General features: G+C 70.9%; 27 protein-coding genes and 3 pseudogenes. 15 read left to right on the forward strand and 15 right to left on the reverse strand.

The annotated features are described in order from the left end of the window. The first annotated feature begins 17 nt into the window (after positions 1-17). Positions 18-1,022 carry a type I glyceraldehyde-3-phosphate dehydrogenase gene (gene gap, locus ACFWZ5_RS02560; protein WP_384787940.1) on the forward strand — a complete coding sequence of 335 codons (1,005 nt, stop codon included), beginning with the start codon at positions 18-20 and terminating at the stop codon, positions 1,020-1,022. On the opposite strand, the gene ACFWZ5_RS02565 is transcribed toward gap, so the two are convergent. Together ACFWZ5_RS02565 and ACFWZ5_RS02570 are read right to left on the reverse strand one after the other, a co-directional pair. After that, entirely contained in the window at positions 994-1,488 is a 495-nt protein-coding gene (locus ACFWZ5_RS02565; RefSeq protein ID WP_384787985.1) for a universal stress protein, read from the reverse strand. The genes gap and ACFWZ5_RS02565 overlap by 29 nt on opposite strands. 3 nt (positions 1,489-1,491) lie before the next feature. After that, positions 1,492-1,833 (reverse strand): annotated as a pseudogene (locus ACFWZ5_RS02570) (universal stress protein); the annotation flags it as partial. On the opposite strand from ACFWZ5_RS02570, the gene ACFWZ5_RS02575 reads away from it, so the two are divergent. After that, the gene (locus ACFWZ5_RS02575) at positions 1,769-1,936 is read left to right on the forward strand and encodes a universal stress protein (protein ID WP_384787937.1); all 168 of its coding nucleotides are present in this window, start codon (positions 1,769-1,771) and stop codon (positions 1,934-1,936) included. The pseudogene ACFWZ5_RS02570 and the gene ACFWZ5_RS02575 overlap by 65 nt on opposite strands. Before the next feature lie 16 nt (positions 1,937-1,952). Here ACFWZ5_RS02575 and ACFWZ5_RS02580 read toward each other — a convergent pair whose 3' ends face one another. From ACFWZ5_RS02580 to ACFWZ5_RS02590, 3 genes are all read right to left on the reverse strand, one after another. Then, a complete protein-coding gene (locus tag ACFWZ5_RS02580) occupies positions 1,953-2,387 on the reverse strand; it encodes a GNAT family N-acetyltransferase (protein ID WP_384787934.1) in 435 nt (144 codons plus the stop codon). A gap of 360 nt (positions 2,388-2,747) precedes the next feature. Next, positions 2,748-3,059 (reverse strand): hypothetical protein, encoded by a 312-nt coding sequence (locus ACFWZ5_RS02585; RefSeq protein ID WP_384787930.1) that lies wholly within the window; start codon positions 3,057-3,059, stop codon positions 2,748-2,750. Then, positions 3,056-3,484: an ArsR/SmtB family transcription factor gene (locus ACFWZ5_RS02590; RefSeq protein WP_384787927.1), complete on the reverse strand. Its 429-nt coding sequence runs from the start codon at positions 3,482-3,484 to the stop codon at positions 3,056-3,058. The genes ACFWZ5_RS02585 and ACFWZ5_RS02590 overlap by 4 nt, the downstream gene beginning before the upstream one ends. Positions 3,485-3,780: 296 nt before the next feature. Between ACFWZ5_RS02590 and ACFWZ5_RS02595 the strand changes: the two genes are divergently transcribed. After that, positions 3,781-4,143: a cupin domain-containing protein gene (locus ACFWZ5_RS02595; RefSeq protein ID WP_384787924.1), complete on the forward strand. Its 363-nt coding sequence runs from the start codon at positions 3,781-3,783 to the stop codon at positions 4,141-4,143. Between the two features lie 507 nt (positions 4,144-4,650). Here the strand turns inward: ACFWZ5_RS02595 and ACFWZ5_RS02600 are convergent. Further along, positions 4,651-4,878, reverse strand: coding sequence for a hypothetical protein (locus ACFWZ5_RS02600; protein ID WP_384787921.1), 228 nt, complete (start codon positions 4,876-4,878; stop codon positions 4,651-4,653). Positions 4,879-4,952: 74 nt separating this feature from the next. On the opposite strand from ACFWZ5_RS02600, the gene ACFWZ5_RS02605 reads away from it, so the two are divergent. Beyond that, positions 4,953-5,327: a hypothetical protein gene (locus tag ACFWZ5_RS02605; protein WP_384787918.1), complete on the forward strand. Its 375-nt coding sequence runs from the start codon at positions 4,953-4,955 to the stop codon at positions 5,325-5,327. 3 nt (positions 5,328-5,330) lie between these two features. Here the strand turns inward: ACFWZ5_RS02605 and ACFWZ5_RS02610 are convergent, their stop codons facing one another. From ACFWZ5_RS02610 to ACFWZ5_RS02620, 3 genes are all read right to left on the reverse strand, one after another. Beyond that, positions 5,331-6,860 carry an L-lactate permease gene (locus tag ACFWZ5_RS02610; protein WP_384787915.1) on the reverse strand — a complete coding sequence of 510 codons (1,530 nt, stop codon included), beginning with the start codon at positions 6,858-6,860 and terminating at the stop codon, positions 5,331-5,333. 130 nt (positions 6,861-6,990) lie between these two features. Next, the gene (locus ACFWZ5_RS02615; RefSeq protein ID WP_384787912.1) at positions 6,991-7,809 is read right to left on the reverse strand and encodes an AraC family transcriptional regulator; all 819 of its coding nucleotides are present in this window, start codon (positions 7,807-7,809) and stop codon (positions 6,991-6,993) included. Between the two features lie 163 nt (positions 7,810-7,972). After that, positions 7,973-9,718, reverse strand: coding sequence for a GAF domain-containing protein (locus tag ACFWZ5_RS02620; protein WP_384787910.1), 1,746 nt, complete (start codon positions 9,716-9,718; stop codon positions 7,973-7,975). Between the two features lie 213 nt (positions 9,719-9,931). On the opposite strand from ACFWZ5_RS02620, the gene ACFWZ5_RS02625 reads away from it, so the two are divergent. After that, positions 9,932-10,924: an Acg family FMN-binding oxidoreductase gene (locus ACFWZ5_RS02625; RefSeq protein ID WP_384787982.1), complete on the forward strand. Its 993-nt coding sequence runs from the start codon at positions 9,932-9,934 to the stop codon at positions 10,922-10,924. A gap of 170 nt (positions 10,925-11,094) precedes the next feature. Here ACFWZ5_RS02625 and ACFWZ5_RS02630 read toward each other — a convergent pair. Beyond that, a pseudogene (locus tag ACFWZ5_RS02630) lies at positions 11,095-11,474 on the reverse strand (transposase family protein); the annotation flags it as partial. A 31-nt stretch (positions 11,475-11,505) separates the two neighbouring features. Here ACFWZ5_RS02630 and ACFWZ5_RS02635 point away from each other — a divergent pair. Further along, on the forward strand, positions 11,506-11,628 hold the full coding sequence (locus tag ACFWZ5_RS02635; RefSeq protein WP_384787907.1) for a hypothetical protein: 123 nt from the start codon (positions 11,506-11,508) through the stop codon (positions 11,626-11,628). Positions 11,629-11,796: 168 nt separating this feature from the next. Further along, complete coding sequence (locus ACFWZ5_RS02640; protein WP_384787904.1) at positions 11,797-12,045, forward strand: hypothetical protein; 249 nt, start codon at positions 11,797-11,799, stop codon at positions 12,043-12,045. A gap of 19 nt (positions 12,046-12,064) precedes the next feature. On the opposite strand, the gene ACFWZ5_RS02645 is transcribed toward ACFWZ5_RS02640, so the two are convergent. Continuing rightward, positions 12,065-12,772, reverse strand: coding sequence for a polysaccharide deacetylase family protein (locus ACFWZ5_RS02645; protein WP_384787901.1), 708 nt, complete (start codon positions 12,770-12,772; stop codon positions 12,065-12,067). After that, entirely contained in the window at positions 12,769-13,446 is a 678-nt protein-coding gene (locus tag ACFWZ5_RS02650) for a TetR/AcrR family transcriptional regulator (RefSeq protein ID WP_384787898.1), read from the reverse strand. The genes ACFWZ5_RS02645 and ACFWZ5_RS02650 overlap by 4 nt, the downstream gene beginning before the upstream one ends. Positions 13,447-13,549: 103 nt before the next feature. Here ACFWZ5_RS02650 and ACFWZ5_RS02655 point away from each other — a divergent pair, with 103 nt between their 5' ends. From ACFWZ5_RS02655 to ACFWZ5_RS02670, 4 genes and pseudogenes are all read left to right on the forward strand, one after another. Next, positions 13,550-14,422 (forward strand): alpha/beta hydrolase, encoded by an 873-nt coding sequence (locus ACFWZ5_RS02655; RefSeq protein ID WP_384787895.1) that lies wholly within the window; start codon positions 13,550-13,552, stop codon positions 14,420-14,422. Next, positions 14,419-15,105, forward strand: a complete 687-nt coding sequence (locus ACFWZ5_RS02660; protein WP_384787892.1) for a VOC family protein — start codon at positions 14,419-14,421, stop codon at positions 15,103-15,105. Before ACFWZ5_RS02655 ends, ACFWZ5_RS02660 begins: the two co-directional genes overlap by 4 nt. Before the next feature lie 65 nt (positions 15,106-15,170). Continuing rightward, a pseudogene (locus ACFWZ5_RS02665) lies at positions 15,171-16,046 on the forward strand (fumarylacetoacetate hydrolase family protein). A 9-nt stretch (positions 16,047-16,055) separates the two neighbouring features. Then, a complete protein-coding gene (locus tag ACFWZ5_RS02670; protein ID WP_384787889.1) occupies positions 16,056-16,403 on the forward strand; it encodes a DoxX family protein in 348 nt (115 codons plus the stop codon). A 672-nt stretch (positions 16,404-17,075) separates the two neighbouring features. Here ACFWZ5_RS02670 and ACFWZ5_RS02675 read toward each other — a convergent pair. The 3 genes from ACFWZ5_RS02675 to ACFWZ5_RS02685 form a co-directional block, all read right to left on the reverse strand. After that, complete coding sequence (locus ACFWZ5_RS02675; protein WP_384890105.1) at positions 17,076-19,166, reverse strand: FUSC family protein; 2,091 nt, start codon at positions 19,164-19,166, stop codon at positions 17,076-17,078. 196 nt (positions 19,167-19,362) lie between these two features. Beyond that, a complete protein-coding gene (locus tag ACFWZ5_RS02680; protein ID WP_384787884.1) occupies positions 19,363-19,992 on the reverse strand; it encodes a cysteine hydrolase family protein in 630 nt (209 codons plus the stop codon). A gap of 237 nt (positions 19,993-20,229) precedes the next feature. After that, positions 20,230-21,087, reverse strand: a complete 858-nt coding sequence (locus ACFWZ5_RS02685; RefSeq protein WP_384787881.1) for a helix-turn-helix transcriptional regulator — start codon at positions 21,085-21,087, stop codon at positions 20,230-20,232. Between the two features lie 261 nt (positions 21,088-21,348). Here ACFWZ5_RS02685 and ACFWZ5_RS02690 point away from each other — a divergent pair, with 261 nt between their 5' ends. The 4 genes from ACFWZ5_RS02690 to ACFWZ5_RS02705 all read left to right on the forward strand — a co-directional run bounded on the left by ACFWZ5_RS02690 (position 21,349) and on the right by ACFWZ5_RS02705 (position 26,969). Beyond that, positions 21,349-22,662, forward strand: a complete 1,314-nt coding sequence (locus ACFWZ5_RS02690; protein WP_384787878.1) for a hypothetical protein — start codon at positions 21,349-21,351, stop codon at positions 22,660-22,662. Continuing rightward, positions 22,659-24,002: an MFS transporter gene (locus tag ACFWZ5_RS02695; RefSeq protein ID WP_384787876.1), complete on the forward strand. Its 1,344-nt coding sequence runs from the start codon at positions 22,659-22,661 to the stop codon at positions 24,000-24,002. Before ACFWZ5_RS02690 ends, ACFWZ5_RS02695 begins: the two co-directional genes overlap by 4 nt. Before the next feature lie 79 nt (positions 24,003-24,081). Beyond that, positions 24,082-25,320, forward strand: a complete 1,239-nt coding sequence (locus ACFWZ5_RS02700; RefSeq protein ID WP_384890107.1) for an ATP-grasp domain-containing protein — start codon at positions 24,082-24,084, stop codon at positions 25,318-25,320. 92 nt (positions 25,321-25,412) lie between these two features. Beyond that, positions 25,413-26,969 (forward strand): AMP-binding protein, encoded by a 1,557-nt coding sequence (locus ACFWZ5_RS02705; RefSeq protein WP_384787870.1) that lies wholly within the window; start codon positions 25,413-25,415, stop codon positions 26,967-26,969. The last annotated feature ends 16 nt before the right edge of the window (positions 26,970-26,985 follow it).

The following is a 26,985-nucleotide window of genomic DNA, read 5'->3' on the forward strand; positions in this document are numbered from 1 at the left end:
AGTCACAGGAGTCCCGTATGACCGTACGCGTAGGCATCAACGGATTCGGCCGCATCGGCCGCACCTATCTGCGGTGCGCCCTGGAGCGCGGCGCGGACATCGAGGTCGTCGCCGTCAACGACATCGCCCCCGCCGGGACGCTGGCGCACCTGCTGGCGTACGACTCGACGTACGGACGCCTCCGCGGGGACGTCACGCACGACGACACGTCGATCACCGTCGACGGGCACCGCGTCGCCGTCACCGCGGAACGCGACCCCTCCGCCCTGGACTGGCGCGGGCAGGGCGTGGACGTGGTCGTCGAGTCCACCGGCCGCTTCCGCGAGCGGGACGCCGCCGCCCTCCACCTGAAGGCGGGGGCCCGCAAGGTCCTGCTCTCCGCCCCCGGCAAGGGAGCCGACGCCACGGTCGTCATGGGCGTCAACGAGAGCACGTACGACGCCGATCGGCACCAGATCGTGTCCGCCGCCTCCTGCACCACCAACTGCGTCGTCCCGATGGTCCGGGTCCTGCACGAGCGGTTCGGCGTCGCGCGCGGCCTGATGACGACCGTGCACGGCTACACCAACGACCAGGCCCTGCTGGACGGCCCGCACAAGGACCTGCGCCGGGCCCGCTCCGCGGCGCTCAGCATCATCCCCACCAGTACGGGCGCCGCACGTGCCGTCGGCCAGATCGTGCCCGAGCTCGACGGCGCCCTGAACGGCCTGGCCCTGCGCGTGCCCGTCGAGGACGGATCGCTCACCGACCTGACGGTCGTGCTGCGGCGCGAGGCGACCGCCCAGGAGGTCAACGCGGCGTTCGACGAGGCGGCCGCTGGCGCGCTCCGCGGTGTCCTGCGAGTGGCCACCGCGCCGATCGTCTCCCGCGACGTCATCGGCGACCCGGCTTCCTGCGTGTTCGACCCCGACCTCACCCAGGCGCACGGCGACCTCGTGAAGGTCTCCGGCTGGTACGACAACGAGTGGGGCTACGGCAACCGGCTGCTCGACCTCACGGCGTACGTCGCGGCGCGGCTGTGACCGTGGCGGGACCGTCGGCGCGGGTGCGGGCGGGGACGACGGCCAGCGGCGCGGCACCGCTGTGCGCGAGCGCCTCCGTCAACCGCCCGAGCCCGCTCGCCTCGCGGCCGACGACCAGCAGTTCCGTCGACCACGACGCCCGTGGCAGCACCGCCGAGGGCGCCTTGAGCACGACGTCCCGCAACACGCGCACGTACGGATACTTCTCCTGCCAGGGCCGCAGCGCCTCGCACAGCAGCCGCTCCGCGTCTTCCTCCCGTCCCTCGCGCGGCACCGCTCCCGCCGCAGCCGCCTCGGACGGTGGCCCACAGGCGTACACCGCATGCAGCCGCACGCCCCGGCACCGCGCCGCGTCGAAGGCGAAGCCGACGGCGGCGTCCGCCGGCCGGCACGCGTCGACCGCGAGGGTGAGGGCGTCGGGCCGCGGTCCGGTGCCCGTGCAGCAGGGGCCGCTCGGAGCGAGCACCACGGGCCATGGTGAGCGTGCGGCGACGCCCTGCGCGGTGGAGCCGAGAGCGAGTCCCGCATGGCCCCCCGCGCCGCGGGTGCCGAGCACGATGACGTGGGCACCCGCGGCAGCGTGAGGCTGAGGCCCGCCGCGGCCTCGGAGGAGGGGCCGGAGGTCACTCACGGGAGGCATACAGGCCCCTGCTGAGAGCCTGGCGGCGGCACGGTGGGCGGCGGAGGAGGCCGAGGGCCCGGCCACCGCGGCCCTGGCATGGTCCGCCTGCGTCGCGGAGCTGACGGTGGTCGGCTCGCGTGGCCTGGGCAGGCGTGCCGGGCTGCTGGTCGGCTCGGTCGCCCTGGGCATCGACGAGACCGAACCGTCCGACGAGGCCATCGAGTTCGCCTTCACGACCGCCCGCTTGCGCGGCGCCCGGCTGTGGGTCGTCCACGCGTGGAGCGGGCCCTGAGCCTCGGCCCGGGGGACTAGCCTCGCCGGGCTCGGGTGGTGTGATCGGCAGGGCGTTCACGTCGGACCGCGGTCAGGAAGGCTGCCGACCGGATGCGTGCGATGGCTCGGCGCAGTGGCCCCCTGAGGTGCGGGCAGCCTGGGCCGCGATGGGGGAGTGCGACGCCGGTCCGCCCGGTCATCGCGGTGAAGAAGCCGCGTCCCGGCCGGGACTGGAGCGTCGTGGTCCAGCGGTATCCGGGCCCCCACGCGAGGGCGTAGCGCAGGACATGACTGCCGAGCCCCTGCCGCTGCTGGTCCTCGCTGATCCAGATGTGGAGGATCCGGCCGGTGCGGCAGGGATGGCAGACGCGGAACCGGAGTTGCCCGATGCGGCAGTCGTCGTCCGTGTCGTGCGCGGTGACTTCGTAGGCGCCGTGTGAGGACGTGGGCGGGATGAGGGTGAGGCGCACGGACCGCCCTCCCGGGTGCGATGACGGGTGGTGGGGCTATGGCATCGTGGCACGGTCCGTGGGCCTACGGGTGAGTTCGGGGACAGTGTCGCCTTTTGGGGCGCTGGTTGGGGGCTCGGGAGACGGCTGTCCCCGAGCACGTCGTGATGCCGTTCCCGCCCGCGCCGTGGGTGGGTAGTCTCCTGGACTGGCGGAGCGCACCACCGGTCGTCGCGACCGGTCTTGGGCGCACGGGGCCCGTGCCACGGCCTTCAGGTGTGACGGCCTGCCGTGGCGAACGGGCGGATGTGTCTGGTGAGGTGTTCCGCGTTGGTACGGCCGGGACTTGGCGCTCCCGGCCGTACGCTCGCGTCCGGGGTGCTATTCGATCTCGCGCATCATCTTCTCCATCGAGCCGACCGAGCGGCGGGTCTGCGCCAGCTCGTCGCGGGTCTGCTGCAGCTCCTCCAGCGAGCGGCGGTGCAGCTCGACGTTGTCCTCGAGGAGTTGGGCGTACTGCGTGGCGAGCTTGCGGTACTCCTGCTCCCGGGCCGCGAGCATCCGGGCCCGCCAAGTGGCGGCGAGCTGCCAGACGATCACGATCAGGAGGGCGAAGAACCCCGCCGCGCCGATGCCTCCGGCCACCGCGCCGACGGCGTCCCCGTCGGCGAGCGTCATCCCTTGTCCGTTCACTTCGCTTCCTCTTCCACGGGGCGCCCGGATGTCTGCCGCGCTGTGCTCCGTACGTCCTGCTCGTCGTCGTGGTCCTGCCCGTCCCCGCTGTCGGGGCGGGCGCGCTTCACGGTGAGCGAGTCGACGGCCCTGGTGATGGCCGTGGGCGTCAACTCGTAGACGAAGGGCGCCACTTCGAAGTACCTCACCGTTCTGCCGTCCTCGGCCACCTCCAGCGATCCGATGAGGAGCCCGGCGGACTCGAGGCGCTGCAGGTGCATGTGCAGCAGAGGCCGCCCCATCCCGATCTCCCGGGCCAGCGCACTCACGTAGTTCCGACGGCGGGACAGCGCCGCGACGATCCGCATCCGGTGCGGATTGCCGAGCGCCGTCAGCACCTTCAGGAGCTGGTCCCCGGTCAGCCCGGGCCGCGGGACCTCAGCCATCGCGGCCCCTTTCCCTCGTACCTGTCAGGAAAGGCTGACAGCGTCACCGACGACGTGTCAAAGCTTTCTGACACATCTCAGGGACGGATGGGGGACATCTCAGGGTCGGCTCGGGGGACCGCCGCTGTAAGGCGCTTCGGACGCGTCCGCCGCGCAGGCGGCCCCCAGGTGGCATCCCCGGCTGGACGGGCGGACGATGGAATGAAGGGGTCGGTTGACGATGGCCTCGGGCGTGGATGCCGCGGCGGCGGCAGCTGATCCGAGAGTGTGGCACGCCCAGAAGGGAGGACATCGTCATGATGGAGGTCAAGGCGGTCGAGAAGCCGGACGAGCGGCGTGACTTCCCCCGCGGTCACCTCGAAGCCGTCCATCTGACCGGGCTGGACTTCGCCGTGGGCACCTTCGAGCCCGGCTGGCGCTGGTCCGAGTCCGTGGCTCCGATCGCGGGCACCAAGAGCTGCCAGATCCACCACAACGGCTATGTCGTCCAGGGACGGATGCACATCCGCATGGACGACGACGGAGGCGAGGGCGAAGTCGGACCCGGCGATGTCTTCGTCTGCCCGCCAGGACACGATGCCTGGGTCGTGGGTGACGAACCGGTGGTGGTGTACGACTTCGCCGGAGGCATGGCGCAGGAGTACGCGAAGGCGGAGTAGCGGCAGGGAGTAGGGAGTAGAGCGAGGGGGGCGCCGGGTGCGCGCGGCACGGTTCAGCCGGAGGCGGTTGAGCGGTCGAGGAAGTGCCGCAGGCCGGCCCGTACGCCGTCCGTGGGCACCGTGGTGGCGAAGCAGGCCGCCACGGCGGTCGGTGCGTGCCGGATGATCCGTGCGGCCAGGTCCTGTGCGGTGGTAAGGAGTTGGTCAGCGGGAACAACGGAGTTGACGAGGCCGAGGTCGGCGGCTCGGGTGGCCGGGATCGGGTCGCCGGGGGCTGGTGGTGGGAGAGCCGGGCCAGGGCACGTTCGTCCGGGTGCGGTCCGGCTACGACGGCCTTGAGCCGTCGCGTGCCCTGCCGGTGCCGCGCGTGGCGGACCTGTCGTTCAACCAGCCGCTGGCTCCGGGGCAGGCCGGCCAACCGCGGCTGGCCCTGCGGGCGCTGGCGGCCACGGGTGACGTCGAGGCGCTGCTGCGCCAGCACCCGCCCGGCGGACAGAGCAGGCCGCCCTACTCCTGGATGACCAGCCCGCGCTCGCGCAGCTGCGGCAGGCAGGTCTCCAGGCAGGCTTCCACCGACACGGCATCCGTCCGGACCAGGAGATCCTCGTAGAACGGGTTGCCGCTCGCGACGAACGTCCATGGCTTCCTGCCCTCGCGCATCCGCTCGGCATCGGCCTTGAACAGCACCGTGACCCCCTGTTCGGCCAGCGATTCCATGACCCGCACCACATCCACCGAGACGCCCCCTTGCCCTGCTCATCGAACAATCGGCAAAGCTACACCGGCATCGCCGTCGCCCACTTGACGGCTTGGGGCCGTGCGGCGTCTGCTACGTCGCGGGCCTGTCGAAGAACGTGGCACCCGGACTGCGGTTCGGCTTCGCCGTACTGCCCGCCCACCAGGTGGAGAGCGTCACCAGGAGTCTTCGCGCGGCGGCCTGGGGCGCCCCGGCCCTGGTCACCGCGCTCGCCACCGGCTGGCTCCGCGACGGCACGGTGACACGCCTGGAGAAGGAGCGCCGCAACGACGCCGCCGCCCGACAGGACATCGCCCGCGCCGCCCTCGCCGGCCTGGACGTCACGGCGCACTCGGCCTCGTACACGGTGTGGCTCGGCCTGGAGGCGCACCAGCACCCGGACCACGTGGCGGCCCTGCTCGGGCGGGAAGAGGCGATCCCGCCGTGACCTCTACGCGAACGTGACCAGGGCGATCGCCGTCACCGCCAAGGCGGCGTACACTGCGGCCGCGACCCGCAGTCCGAAGCGCAGCAGGACGTGTTCGGAGACGCCCGCGCTCTTCGCCCGGTCACCGGCCACCGCCAGGATCAGCATGATCATCGGCAGTGAGGTGAAGACGGTGTGGCCCGCCGCGCTGTTCTGCAGGGCCGCGAACCAGGTGTCGAGGCCCTCACCGCTCGGGGCGAGGCGCCCCTGGAGCGGCATCATCAGCGCGTTGCCGCCGACGTTCGAGCCGGTGATGAAGCCGCTGAGCATGCCGAGCGCGGGCGCGGCGAGCGCGGTGACCAGCGGCGGCGCCCCGGCGACCGCCTCGCCCAGCTCGCCGATCATGCCGCTGTCCGCCATCAGGCGGCCCAGGGCGACGAACCCGGTCAGCGCGAGCAGCGGGCGACCGACCCGGGTCAGCGCGGCCCGCGCGTCCCCGCCGTGCGGCCGGCCCCGGTCGAGGAGCAGGGCCGCGGCCAGCAGGGGCAGGCCCGGCGACGAAAGCAGCGCGAAACTGGCGTTGCCCGCGTGCAGTTCGAGGGACGGCACGCCTGCGGCCTTGGCGGCGCGGAGCAGGGCGATGCCCGCGAGGACGAGGCCGTACGCGGACAGGACGGCACGCGGCGGCAGCAGCCGCCCGGCGGATTCGGCGCCGGAGCCGACGCCTGACCGAGGCAGACCGGCCGACCAGCGCTCCTGAGCCCGGGACCGGCGCACGGCCTCCTGAGCCCGGGACCGACGCGCGGCGCACAGCACGAGCCCGACCGTCGTCGTGAGCAGCCCGGCCAGGACACCCGCGGGCTGGACCACGCCCGCACGGTTGAGCCCGAGCAGGCCGAGTGAGAGCGCCCCGCCCGCCGCCGCGGCCACGGCGGCAGTGCGCAACCGGTGCTCAGGGCGGGCCAGGAGCGCCGCCCAGACGGTCACCAGGGGGAAGACCAGGCTGCTGGTGACCGCGGTGGCCGTGCCCAGGGTGGCCGTCTGCGTGTCGGTGAGCGCGGCGCCGATGACGGTGGCGAGGCCGAGGGTGCCCCACGGCATGATGTTCATGCCGAGCATGGCCTGCCGCAGCGCCGTCGCCGGTGGCGCGAGAGCCAGCAGTACGGGCACGGTGACCAGCAGGGATACGCCGAAACCGGTGAGCGCCTCCACGGTGGGGGCGATGCCCGCGACCACCAGGGCGATCTTCGCGGGCCCCGGCAGCGGCAGCGCCCGCACCCACTCCTGCAGCGACCGGTGCACCTCCCGGCGGGTGAGGACCTGGCTCAGATAGACGCCGGGCAGCATCACCGCGGCGGCGTTCAGCACCAGGAGACCGGCCCCACCGGCTCCCGAGGCCAGCACATCGCCCGGCAGCGTGAAGTCCGGGAGCCACCAGATCAGCACCGCGGCCAGCGCGACACCGGCCACCGCCGACCAGTGCGCCGGCCGACGCAGCCCCGTGATCATGCCGAGCACCATGACGAGCGGAGACACCGCTATCGCCCACACCATCGTTCCAGCCGCCTTTCATCGTTCGCCGTACGGCTGGGCACAGCCTCGCGGCGGGGGCGGACGGCGGTCTTGAACGAAAGTCGCGGCCGGGGGACTCCGTTCGGCGGGCCAGTCGGCTGGGGGGGGCTGGTCAGGGGCGGACTGCGCCCGGCGTGACGCCGAAGTACCGCTTGAACACGCGCGTCAGATGCGCCTGGTCGGAGAACCCCGTGGCGGCCGCCACCTCGGCCGGCCGCTGTCCGGCCAGGAGCAGGCGGCGGGCGCGGTTGGCGCGCAGCCGCAGCAGATAGGCGTGCGGCGGCAGCCCGTACGCCTGCCGGAACGCGGCGATGAGCGAGGCCCGCGGCATGCTCGCGGCGGCGCTGAGCTCGGCGACGGTGACGGGCTCCGTCCACCGGTCGTGCAGCACCTGCCGGGCCAGGTCCGGGCCACGGCGTACGTCCGTCGCGGCCCCGTCGGAGGACACCGGGCCGGTGCGTGCGTGCCGGCGAAGGACCGCGCCGAGGCCGTCGAGCAGCAGGGACTCGGCGGTGAGCGGGTCGTCGGCGCGCTCCTGCGCACGGTGTACGCGGCGGAGCCCGGCGAACAACTCGGCGTCCCGCACGGCCGTGTCCGGGAACCAGACGTCCCGCGCCCCCAGGTGCGCGCGGGCCAGCTCGTCGACCATCGCGACGTCGAAGTAGAACATCCGGTACCGCCAGCCGGACTCCTCGGCGGCGAAACCGGTATGCACCTGGCCGGGGTTGAGGACGACCAGCTGCCCGGCCGGGATCACCACCGTGCCGCCGGGCAGGTGCAGCCCCTCCGCGCCCTGCTCGATGACACCGACGGAGAGCTGCTCGTGGCTGTGCCGGTCGAAGGAGAAGCGCTCGAAACGGGCGGCGAGGAGCTCCACTTGCGCACTGCCGCTCGCGGTCCACAGCCGCGCGTGCTCACCCTCCTCCGTCACGGGCGCATGCTCGCATACGCGCAGGTCACCGGCATAGGACCCGGCTCACAGGGTCGGTGGCGGGGCCGTCCGCCCCGGCCGCGCAGGAACGGACCTCACGCCGGGTCGCCCCTCACGCAGGCACGGTCCTCACGTCGGGGCGACCTTCACGCACGAACGGCCCTCACGTCGGGTCGGAGGGGAGCGGCACTGCCCACTCCAGGACGGTCCCGGTGGGCTCGTTGGCCGTCAGGGCGAAGGTGCCGCCGAGGCCGTCGGCGCGGCTGCCGATGTTCGCCAGACCGCTGCGGCGCCCGACGGTGGGGTCGATGCCGCGGCCGTTGTCGGCGACCCGTAGCCGCAGGGTGGTGCCGGTGGCCTCCGCCGTGACCTCCACGGCGGAGGCCCGGGCGTGCCGTGCGACATTGGCCAGGGCTTCGCGCAGCACGGCGAGCAGCTGTTCGCGGTGACCTTCCGGTACGTCGGTGTCAAGGAGCCCGCTCATGCGCAGGGCCGGGGCGAAACCGAGGGTCTCGGCCGCCTTGCCCGCCTCGGTCACGAGCCGGGCGCGCAGCCCGGCGGTGTCGGAGCGGTTGCGCTCGTGCAGGGCGTAGATGGTGGAACGGACGACCTTGATGGTGTCGTCCAGGTCGTCCACGACCCGCCGGACCCGCTCGGCGACGTCGGGCCGGTCGTCGAGGCGGTTGAGGACCGACTGCAGGCTCAGCCCGCTGGCGAACAGGCGCTGGATGGCCAGGTCGTGCAGGTCGCGGGCGATGCGGTCGCGGTCGTTGAGGACGAGCAGCTGCTCGGCGTCGCGGCGGTGCTCGGCGATCTCCAGGGCGAGCGCGGCGTGATCGGCGAATCCGGCGATCATCTCGACGGTGGCGTCGGGGAAGGCGATGCCGCCCTGACGGTTCGCGACCTGCAGGACACCGCGGACGCGCTCGGAGGTCCCCAGCGGGATCAGGAACGCGGGCCCGAGGTCCACCCCGGCGAAGCTCCAGGACTCGGCGCGCGCGTCCGCGCTCAAAGACGCGCTGACGATCCGCTCGCCGGAGCCGAGCACCTTCGCGGCCAGGCTGCTGCCGTCCGGCAGGGCCAGGCCCCGCACCCGGTCGGCGTCGGATCCGTCGGCGGCCTCGACGACCAGGTTTCCGGTGCCGTCCACGGGCACCGCCAGGGTCACCAGGTCCGCGTCGGCCAGCTCACGGACCGTGGCGGTGAAGGAGTCCAGGACGTCGGCGGGGTCCGCGCCCGACAGGAGGGTGCGGGTCAGCTCGCTGCTCGCCGCCAGCCAGCGCTCCCGGCGCCGGGCGTCGTCGTAGAGGCGGGCGTTGTCGATCGCCATGCCTGCGGCCGTGCCGAGGGTGCGCAGGACGGCTTCGTCCTCGGCGTCGAAGTCGGCCCCGCCGTGCTTCTCCGTCAGGTACAGGTTGCCGAAGATCCGGTCGCGGACCTGTACCGGAGTGCCGAGGAACGTGGTCATCGGGGGATGCCCGGGCGGAAAGCCGACGGAGTCCGGGTGGTCGCTGAGGACGGTGAGCCGCAGCGGACGGGGCTCCCGGATGAGCAGGCCGAGGATGCCCCCGCCCTGCGGATAGTGGCCGATGCGGCTGATGGTCTCCTCGTCCACACCCACGGTGATGAACTGCTTGATGGTGCCCTCGTCGCCGAGCACGCCGAGCGCCCCGTACCGGCAGTCGACCAGCTGGACGGCGGACTCGACGATCTGACGCAGCACGACGTCGAGATCCAGGTCGCCGCCGATGGCCAGGACGGCGTCCAGGAGCGTGTGCACCCGGTTCTGGGTGTTGCGCACCCTCTGTACGTGGACCTGCAGCTCGTCGAGGAGGACGTCCAGGCGCAGCTTCGGGGCCGCCGGACCGGAACCCCTCGAACCCTGCGGATCCCGTGCGCTGTGGTCCATCCCCATCCCTCCACCGACTGGCCGATCGGCCCCATCATGCCCGAACGGCTGTACGCGCAGTCGTGCGTTCTGCCTGGTGAGGATGTGGGCGGGCGCGTCACGGCGCGGATTCTGACCGACAATGGCCTTGAGGCGCCGCACCCCCGCCTGTACGAAAGCCCCCGCCCCGGGAGGCGCGCCAGGTGACGGGCGCCCGTGGCCTCAGGGAGGCGCATACCGGTGCTACCGCTCGACATCACGACCGTGACAGCGCTGGTCGCCGACGCGACCGCCGCTCCGTCCCTGCACAACGCCCAGCCCTGGAGATTCCGCTTCCGGGGCGACAGCCAGACCGTGGAGCTCCGCGCGGATCCCGAGCGCACCCTGCCCGGCACCGACCCGGACCAGAGGGAACTGCACCTCGGATGCGGCGCGGCCCTGTTCAACCTGCGCGTCGCCGCTGAGCACGCGGGCAGGCGGCCGGCGGTGCGACTGCTGCCGGAGCCCGCCGAACCACTCCTGCTCGCCACCGTTCGCCTCGCCGAACCGGCGGACAGTGCAGGACCCGGATCCCTGATGGAGCTGTACGGGGCGATCCGCCAACGGCACACCAGCCGCTGGCCGTTCACCGATACCGCCGTGCCTGAATCCGTGCGGAGGGCCCTCTGTGACGCGGCCCGTGCGGAGGATGCTGAGCTGCTCTTCCGGGCAGCCTGGCACTCGGAGTTGCTGCAGGAACTCGTCCACGACGCCGAGGGCCGTGACGCCGCGGACCCGGCCCGGCTGGCGGACCTGGAGCGCTGGACCCGTCTCGGAACCGAGGCGGACACGGCGACCGAGGGCATTCCGGAGTACGCGTTCGGTCCGCGTGCGAGGGACGGCAACGCGCCGGTGCGGGACTTCGCCGGCGGTGAGGAGTCGGCCGACCGGGGCGAGGTCACCTTCGAGCGGAACCCGCACCTGGCCCTGCTGGGGACCGAGTGGGACCGGCCGCTCGACTGGCTGTGCGCCGGTCAGGCGATGCAACGCGTCCTGCTCCTGGCCACCCTGCACGGCCTGGCCACCTCCCTGACCTCGCACGCCCTGGAGTGGCCGGACCTCCGCGGACTCGCCCGCGACCCGATGTCGTCCATGGCCAGGGTCCAGATGGTGCTGCGCCTCGGCTACGGCCCACAGGGCCCGAGCACCCCGCGGCGTCCGGTGGGTGATGTCCTGGACGTCGTGTAGCCGCCTGCCGGCGCGTGGAACTGGAACAGCAGCGGGGCCGCGGTGATCGCGTCGGGGCGCGGTCGGAGGTGAACAGTCCGCCGTACCAGACGGAGACTGTGGAACGGCAGTCGTAGCCCGCACCGAAGACATGGTGCGCGTGCCCAGCGACCATCGCGAAGGCATTCGGCGACACGGGCCCGGACCTGTTTGTGGGACTTGTTGTGGGCCTGCTTCCAGGCGGACAGCTCCTCGCCTTTGCGGCGTCGGTGCGGTCGTTGCGGTTGCCCGGTACCGGGCGGCCGACCAGGACCACCCGGCGCGTGTCGGCATCAATGACGACCTGGTGATTGGTCGAGTACCGATAGTTCTTGGATTGCTCGGCGACCGAGTGGTCACGGGTGGGTACCAGGGTGCCGTCCACGATGAGCACAGCATCCTTGTGAAATCGCCTACGGGGCCGAAGCGCGAGGAGGGGGCCGAGGTGGTCGATGACGCGGTCAATCGCAGACTTTGAGGCTCCGAAGAGCGGGGCGAGCTGGCGCATCGTCAAGTTGGTGCGCCAGTACGCTCAGCCCGGTGAATGGAGGAACGGAGATCCCATGGCACGTGAACTGGCCACCGTCTGCCTGCCGCCCGATGCTCACCAGAACCTGCGCGCCGCGATCGAGGAGGCCCTTGCCCCCTTCGACATGAACGGCGACCATGAGCCCTATCAAGGCTAGTGGGACCAGTGGTGGCTTGGCCGACCGGGCGAGGAGTTCGACGTACTCCCCGGCCATGAAGGCGACCCCCGCCTCGTCCGAGCGTCGCTGGACGCCCATGGGGACTCCCGCAGTTGGACACTTGGCCAATGTGACGGCGGCCCACGCAGCCTGCTCGACTTCAAGGGCATGCGCGCCCGCGCCGCGCACCTTGCCGCAACTCTCGATTCCGGTCGCGCCAGCCTGACTCCGTACCGGCAAAGGCAGCCAGAGTGGGCAATCCCCACGGAACACCTGCTCACCCTGGATGGGCTGTGGATCTACGTCACCGCCACTCCCCAGCCCGGGAGCCGTTGCTTCGACCTCGACCGCGCCAACGAATACCTGGACGACCTTGCGCCAGATGTCGTGATAGTCCGCCTGCGCATTCACTGCTGACGGACAGCCATGGCAAACGTCATAGGTGCGGAGGGGGAATCTGCTGGGCGTCGGCGGCAGCGGTGGCAGTGCCCGAGGCCGTTTCCGAGTGGGCCATGAGGTGGCCGATGGGCTGGTGGAGGCGTCCTTGCCGGATCGGAACGCAGTCGGGCGGGAAGTCCTGGACCAGGTCGGCACCCAGTGCGGTGAGGCCGTCGAGGAAGCGGGGGAGGTGGCGCATGGCGCCGGTGGGCAGGTCGTGCAGGACGACCAGGCTCCAGTCCCGGGTGGTGACGTCGGCCAGGCAGCGGTCGACCCAGGTGTCGGGCTCCTCCCAGTCGTGGGGGACGCAGTTCCACAGCACGCAGGTGTAGGCGTGCTGTTGGAGGTAGGCGAGGCTGGTGTGGCTGAGGAGTCTGCGGTCCAGGACGCCGCCGCGGCCGTAGGGGCGGAACAGCCGGTTCGGTGAGGCGAGTTCGCCGATGAGGTGCTGCGCCTGCCCGATCTCCCGCTCGGCCAGGTGGGGGTCGTCACTGTCGCCGAGCTGGGTGGAGTGGGTGAGGGTGTGGTTGCCGATCCAGTGGCCTTCCGCCGCGGCGCGTTCGGCGGCGGCGCGGTTGGCCGGATCCGTCAGGTTCTCGGCCACGAGGAAGAACGTGGCTTTGGCCTGGTGGTGGGCGAGGGTGTCCAGGACGTGGGAGGTGACGGCGGCGGTCGGGCCGTTGTCGAAGGTCAGAGTGACCTTCATGCCGTGTCCTGGGCGGGGGGTGTGCGGTGGGTGAGCCCGGCCAGGAACAGGTCGGCGACCGCATCCGCGTGCTCGATGACGGCCTGGGGGTCGAGCGGGTCGCCGGGGCCGATGCGGCGGGCCAGGCCGAGCAGGCTGAAGGGGGCGCTCGCGCCGTGCGCGAGGAGGAAATGCAGCGTGCGCACCGGCACCGGGGCGATGCGTCCTTCATCGATCAGCTGGCGCAGGGGCGCGGTGAGCGCGGTGAGCATCGGCTCGACGTGGTGCTCGTACAGGTAGTCCAGGCGAGGGGTGTCCGCGACTCCTTCGATGTTGACCAGCCGTAGCACCTCGGGGTGCTCGGCGTGCACGAGGACGAAGCGGCGGATGATGCGGCGGGTCTGCTCCAGCGGCCCCCCGGCGGTGTCCTTCAGCTCCGGCGCCAGCTGCGCGCCGATACGGGTGAAGGCCCAGTCGACAGTGGCGTACCAGAGCTTTTCCTTGGAGCCGAAGCGCTGGTGGAGCAGGTTGTGGCTGACGCCGAGCTCGCGGTTGAGCGCGGCGATCGAGGCCCCGTCGTAGCCCTTGTCGGCGAACATCCGCAGCGCGGCGCCATGGATCTGCTCCAGCGTGGCGGGGGCGAGCTGGGCGGCGGGGCGGCCGCGTCGGGCGGGGCGGGTCATCTCCGTGCTCATGGGTCCACCTTAGCAGGATGTTGACAGGCATCAATTTTTAATTGATAGTCGTCAACATCGGTAGCGGTGCACCGAGGCATCGAGCCCACCATCGGAGGTGGCCATGAGACGTGAGAACCATGTGATCGGTGAGACGTTCGCGTACCGGTTCGCTCACCCGCGGGCCGATCACGTGCTGCTGGTGCAGCACGGCATCGGCGGCCACGGCGGGATCTACGACACCTTCGCCGCCGCCTACGCCGGGCTCGGCGCCGAGGTGTGGTGCATGGACGCGCCCGGTCACGGCCAGTCCCGTACGACCCGTCCGGCGGGCCGCTTCACCCTCGAGGAGTGGGTGGCTGCGGCCGTCCAGGCCGGTGAGCACATCGCCGCCGCAACCGGTCTGCCGGTGTTCGTCAAGGGATCCTCACTGGGGGCGGCGGCCGCCTACTGCGCCCACGCCGCCAGCGACGCCTTCGCCGGGGCGGTGCTGATGGGATACATGATCCCGTCCGCGCCGCTGATTCCCGCCGACAACCCGTTCCGCGCCCCCGCCTTCGAGCGCATGGTCGAGCAGTTCGGGGATGCCCTGCGGTTCGACATCGGCCGCTTCTACGACTTCGACACCGACTACGGCTACACCGGCGCCGACCGGCAAAAGCGTCAGGACCCGCTCAACACCTGGTCCTACGACTTGGCCTCCGTGGGCTCGCTGATGCGCTACGACCCGGCCGTCCCGCTCGCGGTAAACACCAAACCCCTGCTGTTCACCGTCGGCGAGAAGGACCCGGTCTTCACCCCCGAGATCGCCCGCGCCACCGTCGCCGCTACGGCCGGACCGGTGGAGCTGTACGTCCACCCCGGCGGAGTCCACCAACTGATGCTCTTCCACACCGCCGCCTACGCCCGCGTGGTCAGCACGTGGTGCCGCACCACCCTCGCCACCCCGTCTGCCCTGTCCGCCCCGTCCGCCCCGTCCAAGGAGGGCACGGCATGACCGTCCACCCGCGCGGCGTCAACCATCTGGCCATCGCCACCCGCGACATCAAAACGCAGATCGACTTCTTCACCGACGTCCTGGGCTGCAAGCTCAAGGCCCTGTACTGGATGCACGGCGCCGAAGGCGCCTGGCACGCGTTCCTGGAGCTCAACCCGCACTCCTACATCGCCTTCGTCCAGCATCCCGACAACCCCGACACGCTCAGGTGGGGGCTGACCCACTCCGGCAGCCCCACCGGGCCGGTAGCCGCGGGCACCATGCAGCACGTCGCCTTCGACCTGGACAGCGTCGAGGACCTGTTGGCCCTGCGGGACCGGATCCGCAGCCGCGGCATCATGGTCGTCGGCCCCGTCGATCACGGCTTCTGCCAGTCCCTCTACTTCGGCGGCCCCGAAGGACTCGCCCTGGAACTGACCACTGGCGAAGCGATCGACGACCAGGCGTGGATCGACCCGGAAGTCGTCGCCCTGGCCGGCATCACACCGGCCGAACTCGCCCGCTACCGCGACCCGGCACCGTACCGGCGGCCTGACGTACCGGTTCCCCAGCCCGCCCTCGACCGTGGCAAGCCGCACCTGAATTTCTCCGACGAGATCTACCAGGTGCTCGCCACGGCCTCCGACGAACAGGTGCGCGCGATGCTCAGCGACACCACGCCTCCCGTCACCGCACACGACTGACCGCCTCATCCCGGCCCCCGGCCTCCCGTCGCCGTGGGCCACCGCGCCAGTAGAGAGTCCCCTCGATGAAACTTGCCAACCTGGACGGACGGGCCGTCGTCATCACCGAAGAAGGCGTGATCGACGTGGCAGCCGCCTCCGACGGCCGCTTCCCTTCGTCCCCCGACGCCTGCGTCGCGCAGGTCGCGCAGATCCGTGACTGGGTCGCCGCCGACCAGCCCGCCAAGGATCCGGCGGTGACCCTGGCCACCCTTCTGGCCGACGCCAGCCGCCTCGGCCCGCCGGTGACCGCTCCGTCGCAGATCTTCGCCGTCGGCCTCAACTACCGCGACCACAGCACCGAGACCGGTCTGGCCCTGCCCGATACGCCGCTCGTCTTCACCAAGTTCCCCTCCAGCCTGGCCGGTCCCGCAGCCGACATCCCGCTGCCCACCGCCACCTGCGACTGGGAAGTCGAACTCGTCGTCGTCATCGCCGACGGCGGCCGCGACATCCCCGCCCACCAGGCCCTCAGCCATGTCGCCGGATTCTGCGTCGGCCAGGACATCTCCGAGCGCACCGGCCAGATGGCGGGCTCACCCCCGCAGTTCAGCCTCGCCTAGAGCCATCCGGCCTTCACTCCCATCGGCCCCTGGATCACCACCCTCGACGAACTCCACGACCCTGTCGACCTCGCCCTGACCTGCACCCTCAACGGCGACACCGTCCAGCAGGGCCGCACCCGCGACCTCATCTTCGACATCCCGACCCTGATCAGCCACCTGTCCGTAGTGTGCGAACTGCGCCCCGCAGACCTGATCTTCACCGGCACCCCCTCCGGCGTCGGCCACGCCCAAACCCCCGCCCGCTACCTCACCCCCGGCAGCACACTGCACTCGGCCATCACCTCACTCGGCGAACTGCGCAACCGCTGCACCACCACCTCACGATCCAACGCCTAGGAACACCCCATGCACGCCACCACCATCACCCTGACCGTCCTGCTGGCCCTCCTGTTCGCCTTCACTGGAGCCAACAAGGCCCTGAACACCGCCACCGCCCGCAAGAACGCCACCCACCTGGGCATCAGCACACCACTGAGTCGACTCATCGGCATCGCCGAACTCGCCGCCGTCATCGGCCTGCTCGCCGGACTCGCCATCACGCCCCTCGCCACCGTGACCGCGGCCGCCATCTGCCTGCTCATGATCGGCGCCGCAGGCTCCCACCTCAAGGCCCGCGACTCCGCACAGGCCATCGCCCCCGCCGCCATCACCGCCCTCGCCGCCATCGCCCTGCTGGTACTCACCCTCACCTGACAATCGACGCCGTAGAGGTGAGGTGTTGGGCACGTCTACTCCTCGGGCGCTGTACGGCCATGCTGAATCGGCGCGAAGAGGATGCCCCACCCAAACCGGAAGATCATTAATCGAGGCAGGGGATGGAGAGCACGGCGGAAGCGTGAGCTCCACCGCAGGCCACATACGTCGCCGCGCGCCGCGCTCCAGCCACCGCACACGCCGTGCGTCGCAACAACCGGAACCCGACAGCCGTACACTTCCTCGCCCTGGAACAGAGGTGCGCCCTTCCCGCCCGAGGTGAACTCCGGGGCGCTGTGGGGAGTCGTTCACCTTGAGCGGGCTGCGTACGGTCTACGAAGTGATCTGGGGAGGATCTGGACCCGAGTAACTGCCGCCGCGAAGTGCTCAACACCGTTGGCTTCGTGCAGCCCACGGGGGAGCGCATGGCTGCTCAGCCCGCCTCTGCTGCGCGGCACCGGGCGCGCCGCACAGCCCGAGCTTTGCTCTGAGCGAGCTGAGTGGAAGGCGCCTGACGGGTTCCCGGGGGCACCGCGAGCGGGCCGGGCCCACTGGCGGCATGCGGTGGCGACGGTGGCAAGAAGTACCCACCACGACGACTGCGGGAGACCGAACTGTCTGCCTGTGGCGCAGTTCAGCGCGGAGAGAGCTGGTGACTTGCCCGTGGCTGCGTCATGAGTCATGGCGGACGGGCAGGTGCAGCGTCCGAGCCAAGCCCTGAATGCTCGCATCCACACGTTGCAGGTGCCGCAGGGCCCGTCGCGTCGCGTTGATGTCCTCGGCATGCACTCCGCCCTCGCTCACTCCGAGCTGGGTAGGCATCCCGGGACCGCGCACGAGCGTAGTGCCGTCCTCGCTTCGGACGGCTACCTGGCTGATGAGGGTCGCGAGGTTGCGGTCGATCCGGCAGACCTCGTTCACGAGGCGCGGATCGGCGCCGACGCGGAGGCCGGACGGCACCAGTTCGGCGGTGGCGGCCAGGCTACGGGTGTGGAAGGCCGCCGTCTCCAGCAGCCCCAGGACGCAGAGCGCGGTGCGCCGACGGGCCCGCAACGGGCTGAACGGGGTGATGAGCGGCTGCACTGACAGGCGCAGGCTGTCCAGGGCCGAATCCAGCGCGCGGGCCGGACCGAGCGGGTCCCCGCCCGGCTCGCCGCCCAACTGTGTCAGCGATTGGGAGAGTGCCGCGCGCAGCCGCTCGAGTACGTCGCGCAGCAACTGGTCCGTGCGTTCCCGGGTACGCACCGGCAGCACGAGCAGAGCGGCAGTCAGCCCGCACGCGATCCCCAGTGCGGTCTCCTCGATCCGCACGACCAGCAGGCCCGGGGTGAGGGCGTGGAGCAGTGTGTACAGCATGCCGATCATCGTGGTGACGAAGAAGGACATCAGGGTGTAGGACACCGCGATCGTGTAGTACATCCCGAATACGCTGAGGCCCGCCAAGGCGAAGGCCAGCCAGGGAGCGTCGCCCATCAGGGCGGCGAGGGCGAGCCCGGCGACGACCCCCGCCACCGTGCCGATCAGGCGCCGATATCCCCTGAGCAGGATCTCGCCGGTGGAGGTGGTGCTGATGAACACCACCCAGCACGTGAACACAGCCCAGTACCAGCGCTCCGGTGACAGCAGTTCGCCGCCGACGATGGCCAGCGCCGATCCGGTAGCGACCTGGAGCGCGGTCCTGGTGGTGGGGCGGAGGCGGGGGCGCTGTCGCGTCGGCATGGCGTCGTTCGCCAGGCCCGGGTTCTGTGCCTTGAGCCCTTCGGGCGACTGCGCTGCCTCGGGGATGTCCTGGACCGCGGGGGTTTGCCCGTCGACGGCCAGACGCAGGCCGAACAGGGCGCGGGCGAGGTCCCCGACAGAACGGAAGACGTCCTGCAGCGCGGGGGAGGCGTCGGGCAGACGCTCATCACTGCGATAGCTGAGCAGCCGGTCGTGCACCTCGGTGGGATCGGGGCCCGTCGGCCGCAGCGGGCCCGGACCGATCACCGTACGCAGCGCGCGCAGTTCCGATATCAGCACGGGCAGCGTCGTCGCGTCGCGGGCATCGACGGCGGAGCCGGTGGGGCGGACCTTCGGCAGGTGCGGGGTCAGGGTGTCGACGTCGGTACCGGGCCACAGGACTCGCAGGACGAGGATGGCCAGCCGCTCCACGCCCGTCTCCGCTTCCGCCACACGACGCTGGATCGCGCCGGCGGTGCGCTCGTCGGGCGTGCCGGTGCCCAGCTGGTTCTGGATCATCATCGCGGCTGTGTGCAGGCGGGCCGTGTGCCGGCGCAGGTCGCCGACCGCCCGCTCGGCGCGCGGAGCCTCCCATCCGGCCTCGGCCACTTCGACCAGCGCGTCGAGCACCAGCACCAGACGCAGCCCAAAGGCCCGCCGCACTCGTGCCAGCGTCCGCCCCGGCGGCGAGCGCAGGACCGCGAACCGGATCAGCGCCGAACTGCCGAAGGCCACAAGGACGGCCAGGAACAGCCGCGGCAACTGCTCCACGCGCGTCTCGACGAACTGGGTCACGAAGAAGAGCTGGAAGGCGAAGATGCCCAGCGTGGCCGCGCGCGGGCCCCGCCACCGGATGTGGATGGCGGCGAAGATCAGCAGCACGAACACCACGTCCGCTGCGACCCGGTACGGTGCCAGCGCGCTGCCGACCGCCATGACCGCCAGGGCGACCGGCACCCCCATGGCGAGGGTCAGCGCCTGGTCACGCGGCTGCGGTTCGGTGACCGCAGCCGTGCTGACCATCGCCGTGAGGGCGCCCGTCACCAGGACCGGCACCGGGGCGTCCAGCGCCGCGATGACGCCGAGCGTCAGCAGTACCGCGCAGACCGTGCTGAGCGCGGACAGCATCCGGATCAGTCCGGGATCGGATGCCAGGAACCGATCGTAAGCGTCCGTCAACCGCGTTCGTGCCTGCTGCATGCCCCAGCTGCTCTCCTGGCCGGATCGGGTGGTGAAGGTGTTACGCCGTCAGCTCGTCGAGTGAGGCCAGGAAGTCGTCGACGCCGGTCACGCTGTGGGAGACCATGTTCAGGCCGCGCATCATCGCCTGGTAGGTGACCAGGCCGCCCGGGGCGGCTATTGCGTCGGTGAACGCCGTGACGTGGTAGCCGCGCTCCATGGCGGTGCGGGCCGTCGACTCCACGGCCATGATCCCGGAGACCCCGGCGATCGCGAGGTAGTCGACGTCGCGCTGCCGCAGCTGGAATTCGAGGTCCGTGTGGTGGAGCACGTCGAGGCCCTTGTGCGGCGCGAGGATCACGTCGCCCGGTTGGGGAGCCAGCTCCTCGTGGAACTCGGTGTTCCAGGTGCCGGCCTCGAACATGCGGCTGTCGAACATCTGCCGGTGGATCCCGGAGACGTGCCTCCACGTCGCGTAGTCCTCATCGGTGAAGGCAGTCGTCGAGTAGAAGACGGGAATGTCCTCGTGCCGCCGCACCCCGGCGATGAGCTTCTTCAGGCTGTCGATCGTGCCCAGTCGTTCGTATTCCGGCGCGTAGATGGGATAGGCCTTGCCGTCCTTCGAGAAGTTCTCGTTGACGAGGTCGACGAGCAGCAGTCCCACGCGACCGCGTTCGTACTCAGTTGCCATGGCTGTCCTCCAGGGTGGAAATCGTCAGCGGCGGAGCCACAGCTCCGCGCATCAATAGTTACAGTCAATGACTGTAACGTAAATGGTCCTTGAGTGCGAGCCGCACTGATGCTCAGCCTTGAGCGGGTGGCCGTGGGGGCTCCCTTGCCGGCTGTGATCCTGAGGCGGCGAGCGTGTCGCCACGGACTCCGATCGATGTCCGCTATCGGCCCCGCGCCGGGTTTCGGCGGCGCCGTCTCAGTGGGTGTGGTCCAGTGAGGGGGCGTCGGGGCGAGCCAGGAGCTGCTCCATGCGCCGGTGGCTGTCCTCGTCGACGGGGGTCCACACGGTGACGATGGTTTCCGCGACGGCGGGCAGCTCCATGCGCGTCAGGGACAGCGACAGCTCGCCGACCGCGGCGTGGTGGTAGGTCATGATCTGGGTCGGTGGTGCGGCGACGTCGTGGGTGGCCCACAGCCGCGTGAACTCCGGGCTGGCGGTGGCCAGTGCGCGGATCAGGTCGGTCCAGGCCGGGTCGTCGAGGTGGTGGCCGAAGTCGGCGCGGAACGAGGCCACCATGTGGGGCAGGCCGATGTCGCGGTTGACGAATTGGCGGCAGCACTCGGGGGTGGTGAACATTTCCCACAGGACGTTGCGGGAGCTCTCGGGTGCGGTGAGCCGTGGCCACAGCGCGGCGGCCGCCGCGTTCCAGCCCAGCAGGTCCCAGCGGGTGTTGATGGCCGCCGCGGGGAAGTCGGTGATGGCGTCGAGGATCGCCTGCAGGGTGGGGGTGATCGGGTCGGCGGTGGTGGCCATCGCGGGGATCGGTACCTCCGCCAGGCGGTAGAGGTGGGCGCGTTCGGCGGCGTCCAGGCGCAGGGTGGTGGCGATGGCGTCGAGGATCTGCGCGCCGACGTTGATGGGGCGTCCCTGTTCGAGCCAGGTGTACCAGGTGATGGAGACGCCGGCCAGGTGGGCGACTTCTTCGCGGCGCAGTCCTGGTGTCCGGCGGCGCAGTCCTGGTGCCATGCCGACCGCTGCGGGGGTGAGGCGGTCGCGGCGGCTGCGCAGGAACGCGGCAAGTTCGGTCCGGCGGGGGGAGGGGGCGGGATTCACTCAGCCATCATCAGCCACGCCCGGCACCGGCTGCCAGGTGCTGTCGGCACCAGCGTCGGCGCCGTCTGGCAACGGTGTCGCGGCGGCCACAGGGTGGCTCTGCGACACCTGATCCGACCGCAGCGCCAATGGGCCGCTGGCTGTGCGGACCCGCCGCCCGGCCGCCGACCCGGCGCGCGAGGTGTGGGTACACGCCGCCCATCCCGCGCTGCTGGGCCTGGCGTGATCACGTGCCAGATGCCCGCCACTGAGGACCCGGCCTTGGAGAGTGACATGAAATACCGTCTAGGACTGATCGATCACGGCTTCGTGCCACGCAAGCTCACTGTCAGCTATGTGGCTGTCTGTGCCGGTGCGGTCGATATCGCGGGGCTGCGTACCGCGTTCGGGTTGCTGTGCGGCAAGTATCCGATGCTGCGCGGCACGATAGAGCCGACCGACGGGCAGTGCTGGTTGCACATTCCCGACGACGGCACCAGCGCCGCGGCCACCGAGATCGTCGAAGGCGCGGTCTCCGACTGGCTCGAGCGCGGCCTCACGGTCCTGGACCCCGCGCGCTGCCTGGCGAAACTCACCATCGTGGCTGAGGGGGAGCAGACCGCGGTCGCCCTGCAGGTGTGCCACGCGATCAACGACGCCACGCTGGGATCGGCGCTGCTGGAGTACTTCTGGCACACGGTCGCCGCTGTGGCCGGGGACGCGGTGTTCCCCGATCCGGCCCCGGTCCACCCGCACAGCCTCGAACAGGCTTATCACGCCCGCGCCATGGCCCTGCCCGACGTCACTGTGACGGCCGCGGGTGGGGTGCACAGCATCCGCGCCGTCGACACCGGTGGCGACGCGGGTTTCGCTCCCGAGCGGGCGCAGCGGATCGCCCTGTCGCGGGGCGACACTGCCGCCCTGATCGCGCACGCGCGGGCATCCGGGACGACCCTGCACGCCCTGCTGGCCGCGGCGATCATCCGCGCCGAACGCGCGACGGTCACCGAAGCGGCCGGCGCCGCGGCCGAACTGCCGATGATCATGTTCCATCTCGTGGATCTGCGTACCCGCCTGCGCCCTGCGGCGCGCCCCGACGAAGTCACCAACGCCTTGGGGTTCGCGCCCACGGTCACGGCGTGCGGGCCCGGTTCGGATCTGGGTGTCCTGGCCAAGGAGGTGAAGGCGCAGATCGTCGCCGGTGTCGAGGGCGGGAACGCGCTCGCGGTCATGCGGGCCGCGGCGTCGGGGGCTGCCCAGGGCCGTGCGCGTATCGGCGTCGGGAACTTCATCACCAATTGGGGTCCGGTGCCCGAGCTCGCCGTGCCGGCGGGGATCGAGATCGTCGACTTCCGTGGCTTCGCCACCTCCGAGGCCGTGACCTGGGTCGGCTACTTCGTCTCCACCTACAGCGGGCGGTGCAGCATCGAACTGGCCTACTCCCCGCGGTACCACCGGCCCGCCCGGATCGCGGAACTGCGCGAGCTGATCGTCGCGGGCCTCGCCGAACTGACCCACTCGGCGCACCACCCATCCGTTCCGACCACAGAGGCGAGCAGCGTGGCGTCCCCCGACAAGGCGGACCCTTCGGCATGACGGTCACCACACCCCGTCCTGCGGCCCCGCCATCGTGCCCGTCGGGTCCGTCCGCCCGCGTGGTCATCGCCACGCTCCTGGCACTGACCTTCCTGGTCAAAGCCTGCGGATTCGCCTATGACTTCCTCGGCTACTCGATCGGCGCAGCGCACGGCACGACAGCCGCCGGCGCCGCGCTGACGGTCTTCGGAGTCGGCTGGTGTGCCGGACAGTTGGTCAGTGGGGCGATGACCGACCGGATCGGAGCCCGTGCCGCCTGCACGGCGGGACTGCTGCTGGCCGCGGCAGTCTGCGCCGGGCTTGCCGTGGCCAGCAGCCTGCACGCCCTGCTGCTGCTCGCCTTCTGCCTGGGCTGCACCATGGACGTCCACCGGCCGGCCGTCTCCGCGCAGATCAACGACCGCCTGACGAATGAGGGAGCGCGAACCCGCGCCCAGGGCTGGGTCTACTGGGTTTCGAACGTAGGCCTTTCGCTGAGCTCCGGCGTCGGAGGCTTCGTGGCCCACGCCCACGGCTACCGGTTCCTGTTCGCCCTCAACGCCGTTGCCTGCGTGGCCGCAGCCCTCCTCGTGCGCCGCACGCTGACCGGCCGACCCGTCGCGCCTCGGACCGAATACGAACACGAGCACGAACACGAACACGAACGCGCCACCTACGCCCAGATCGTCTCCGACCCCCGGCTGCGATGGATGGTCGCTGCGGCCATCGCGGCGACGACTTGCGCCTACGGCCTGATCAGCGTCCTGCCCCTGGTCATGAGCGCGGACCACCTCGCCCCCTCCGCCTACGGCACCGCCATGCTCGCCAATTCGGCCGCGGTCCTGCTGCTCAGCCCGCCTCTGACCCGGCTGCTGGTAGGTCCCGACGACCGTGTCCGATACCCCATCGGGCCGGTCTTCGCCGCGGGCAGTCTGATCCTCGGCACCGCCATGGGCCTGGCGGCACTGCAGCACACCACCGTGGGCTACACCACCGCAGCAGTGATCATGGTGCCCGGTGAGATCTGCTACAGCGTCGCCGTCGGCGCCTTCGTCGCCACGGCCGCCCCACCCGGCGCCAGCGGCCGTTACCAAGCCGCCCTCAGCGTCGCGGGCGCGATCGCCTCGCTCACCCCGCTGGGAATCGCCGGCGCCCTCAACGCGGGAGGCCGCCCCCTGGTCGCGGGCCTCCTCGTGACGAGCGCCGCCCTCGGGGCCCTGGCCTGCGTGCCTCTCTCCCGCGCCCTGCGCCCATCAGACACGTCAGACACATCAGATACATCAGATACATCAGATACATCAGGCACATCGGGCGCATCAGGCGCAGCAGAGCCGGCCGGGCACCGCCACCTGCCGACCTGACCCCGCGACAGCCGGCATCCCAGCGCCCACGGCATCCCAGCGCCCACGGCACCACAGCACCATGAGAGGACCAGCACCAATGAACGTAGCGATCGTCGACGGATACTCCACAGGAGCGACACTGGCAAAGCGACTTGCCCGAGCGGGTGTCGACTGCGTCCACGTGCAAAGCCAGCCGGACATCGGCGCCTTCCTCCTGCGCTCGTTCACCCCCGACGACTACGTCCTCGATCTGGGCTTCACCGCCGACCTCGAGAACCTCACGCGGGAGCTCGCCCGCCTGCGCGTCTCACGCGTTCTCGCCGGCACCGAATCCGGCGTCGTGCTCGCGGAGACCCTCGCGAGCGCACTGGGTCTGCCGACGAACGACCCCGCCCTGGTCGAGGCACGCCGCGACAAGTCACTCATGCGGCAGGCGGTCCAGGACGCAGGTCTTGCGACCCCGCGCAGCACCGTCGCCCGCTCCGCCCGCGCCGCGGCGCACTGGTACGCCGTATCGGGCCTCGACGAGGCGGTGGTCAAGCCCCTGGCCAGCGCGGGTACCGACGGCGTGACGTTCTGCGGCTCGCCCGAGGAGGTCGCCCGGGCCGCCACGGCCGTCCTCGCCACCACCAACATCTTCGGCGAGCCCAATGACGCCGTGCTCGTCCAAGAACGCCTGCACGGAACCGAGTACTGCGTCAACACGGTCTCCTCCAGCGGTGAGCACCACGTCGCCGAGATCTGGCGCTACACCAAACGCATCGGCCCGTCCGCCGCACCCATCTACGACTTCCAGGAGCCCGTCGCCCCCACCGGCGTCGACGGGAAAGTACTCATCGCCTACGTCAGGGGCGTACTGGACGCGCTCGGCATCGCCGAGACGCCCGCCCACACCGAGGTCATGCTCACCGCCAGGGGGCCGGTACTCATCGAGACCGGCGCTCGCCTCGGCGGAGCCACCGGACCCGATGTGGTGGACGCCCACCTCGGTCCCTCCCAGACCGCCCTGGCCGTCACCGCCACGATTGATCCCGCGTCGCTGCACACCCGCGGCACACCTGCTGCGGACCAGGGCCCGGTGCTTCGGTGGGTCGACTTCATCAACCACCACCCCGGCCCTGCCCACCCCGATGCCCTCACCAAGATCGCGGAACTCCCCAGCGTCGTCGCCGTCTTCCCCGGCTTCACCCCGGGCCAGCACCTCGCCCCCACCAACAACATGCTGACCTCTCCCGGATTCGCCTATCTCGTGGCCCCCACCCGCCAAGAGCTGATCGAGGACTACGACACACTGCGCGCCTGGGAGCACGAAGGCCTCTACACGAGTCGGTACTGATGCGCTGCAAGGTCGGCCTCGACACCGTCAGTGGCGACTTTCCCGGAGCGGAGAACCGCTCCGCTCTCACGCACGGAGCACGAAGAAGGAACATGAACCAGGCCACCGCCCACGAAAACTACACCGTCTCGGTGCTGCAACGGCTCTCGGCGAAAGGCAGCCATGACGCGATCGTCGCGGGAGCGCGGCGGATCAGCGGCACCGAGGCCGTCCGTACGGTCCTGCGCCTCGCTGCCGCTCTGCGGCGCGGGGGAGTGACGGACGGAGACGGAGTGGCGCTGTTCGTGGAGAACTCTCCCGAGGCGCTCCTGCTGCAGCTGGCCGTGCATTTCGCGGGCGGCCGCATGGTCTTCGTGCCGCCTGAGCCCGGCAACAGGGAACTCGAAGCACTGATCCGGCGCGCTGACGTCAAGGTGCTCCTGTTCGACCCCGTCTTCGAAGACCGGACCCGCCGGATTGCCGATCAGGTGGACATCCCGCATGTCTTCAGCATCGGCCCGTCGTCGATCGCGGCCGACTTCCTGGCAGCAGCGTCCAGCAGTCCCGCTCTCTCGCTTCACGAGGCTGCCGACGGCCACCACATCGCGACACTTCTCTACACCGGCGGGACCACCGGCCTGCCCAAGCTGGTCGTCCACCGCAGCGGCTCCTACGACGGCTACCTGCGGATGTCCGAGGCCTACGCGGAAAACGCGCCGGCCGACCGCGCGATGCTGATAGGCACGCTGGTCACGCACACCAGCGGCCACGCCGCCTTTCTGGTAGGCGTCCTGAGTGGCCATACCGTCGTCCTGCTGAGGACCTTCGACGCCGGCACGGCCCTGTCCGTCATGGACAGCGAGCGCGTCAGCAGGATGATCGTCGTGACACCCATGCTGTACGAACTCCTGGACCATCCGGACTGCCACCCCGGCCGTTTCCCCGCGTTGACGACTTTCCTGTACGGGGGAGCAGCCCCTTCCCCCGCACGTCTCGGGCAGGCGATGGAGCGTTTCGGTCCGGTCCTGCACCAGATCTACGCGGCCTCCGAGAGCGGGCTCGTCACTGAACTCACCCCCGCGGAACACGACGTGCGGCGGCCCGAGTCCTTGACCAGCTGCGGGCGCCCGGGGCCCGGAGTCGAAGTGGAGCTGCGGGACGAGGACGGCAAGCCCGTGGCCGTAGGACAACTCGGCGAGTTGTACGTGCGCAGTCCTACGGTCATGGAGGGCTACTGGAACGACCCGGAACGCACCGCCGAAGTACTCGACGAAGGCTGGTTCCGCAGCGGCGACATCGCCCGCCAGGACGAGAACGGCTACCTGTACCTGGTCGACCGCTCGCGGGACATCATCGTGACGGGCCGCACAGCCGACAACGTCTACTCCCGCCTTCTCGACGACTTCCTCACCGCACACCCGGCCATCAGGGACGCCGCCGCCATCGGCCTGCCCGGCGACGACGGGAAGGAGGCCGTGCACGTGGTCCTGGTGCCCCACGACCCTGCCGGCGCACCGGACCTCGCACGGCTGACCCGCGAGATCGTCGACGCACTCGGAGACCTCTACACGCCGGCCTCCTACTCGATCGCTGACTCCCTCCCGCGGACAGCCGTCGGCAAGACCGACAAGAAGGCGCTGCGCGCGAGCCTGCTGACGGCCCGCGCGTAGGACCACCCGACTGCCC

Source organism: Streptomyces sp. NPDC059003 (genome assembly GCF_042740445.1).
Lineage (GTDB): Bacteria > Actinomycetota > Actinomycetes > Streptomycetales > Streptomycetaceae > Streptomyces.

Bases quoted from the DNA above. Each gene is read 5' to 3' on its own strand.
- ACFWZ5_RS02620 (WP_384787910.1), bottom strand. From the start codon at position 9,718: ATGGACCACAGCGCACGGGATCCGCAGGGTTCGAGGGGTTCCGGTCCG.
- gap (WP_384787940.1), top strand. From the start codon at position 18: ATGACCGTACGCGTAGGCATCAACGGATTCGGCCGCATCGGCCGCACC.
- ACFWZ5_RS02695 (WP_384787876.1), top strand. From the start codon at position 22,659: ATGACGGTCACCACACCCCGTCCTGCGGCCCCGCCATCGTGCCCGTCG.
- ACFWZ5_RS02650 (WP_384787898.1), bottom strand. From the start codon at position 13,446: ATGAGCACGGAGATGACCCGCCCCGCCCGACGCGGCCGCCCCGCCGCC.
- ACFWZ5_RS02660 (WP_384787892.1), top strand. From the start codon at position 14,419: ATGACCGTCCACCCGCGCGGCGTCAACCATCTGGCCATCGCCACCCGC.
- ACFWZ5_RS02640 (WP_384787904.1), top strand. From the start codon at position 11,797: ATGCGCGCCCGCGCCGCGCACCTTGCCGCAACTCTCGATTCCGGTCGC.
- ACFWZ5_RS02635 (WP_384787907.1), top strand. From the start codon at position 11,506: ATGGCACGTGAACTGGCCACCGTCTGCCTGCCGCCCGATGCTCACCAG.
- ACFWZ5_RS02645 (WP_384787901.1), bottom strand. From the start codon at position 12,772: ATGAAGGTCACTCTGACCTTCGACAACGGCCCGACCGCCGCCGTCACC.
- ACFWZ5_RS02655 (WP_384787895.1), top strand. From the start codon at position 13,550: ATGAGACGTGAGAACCATGTGATCGGTGAGACGTTCGCGTACCGGTTC.
- ACFWZ5_RS02680 (WP_384787884.1), bottom strand. From the start codon at position 19,992: ATGGCAACTGAGTACGAACGCGGTCGCGTGGGACTGCTGCTCGTCGAC.
- ACFWZ5_RS02705 (WP_384787870.1), top strand. From the start codon at position 25,413: ATGAACCAGGCCACCGCCCACGAAAACTACACCGTCTCGGTGCTGCAA.
- ACFWZ5_RS02595 (WP_384787924.1), top strand. From the start codon at position 3,781: ATGATGGAGGTCAAGGCGGTCGAGAAGCCGGACGAGCGGCGTGACTTC.
- ACFWZ5_RS02590 (WP_384787927.1), bottom strand. From the start codon at position 3,484: ATGGCTGAGGTCCCGCGGCCCGGGCTGACCGGGGACCAGCTCCTGAAG.
- ACFWZ5_RS02700 (WP_384890107.1), top strand. From the start codon at position 24,082: ATGAACGTAGCGATCGTCGACGGATACTCCACAGGAGCGACACTGGCA.
- ACFWZ5_RS02670 (WP_384787889.1), top strand. From the start codon at position 16,056: ATGCACGCCACCACCATCACCCTGACCGTCCTGCTGGCCCTCCTGTTC.
- ACFWZ5_RS02610 (WP_384787915.1), bottom strand. From the start codon at position 6,860: ATGGTGTGGGCGATAGCGGTGTCTCCGCTCGTCATGGTGCTCGGCATG.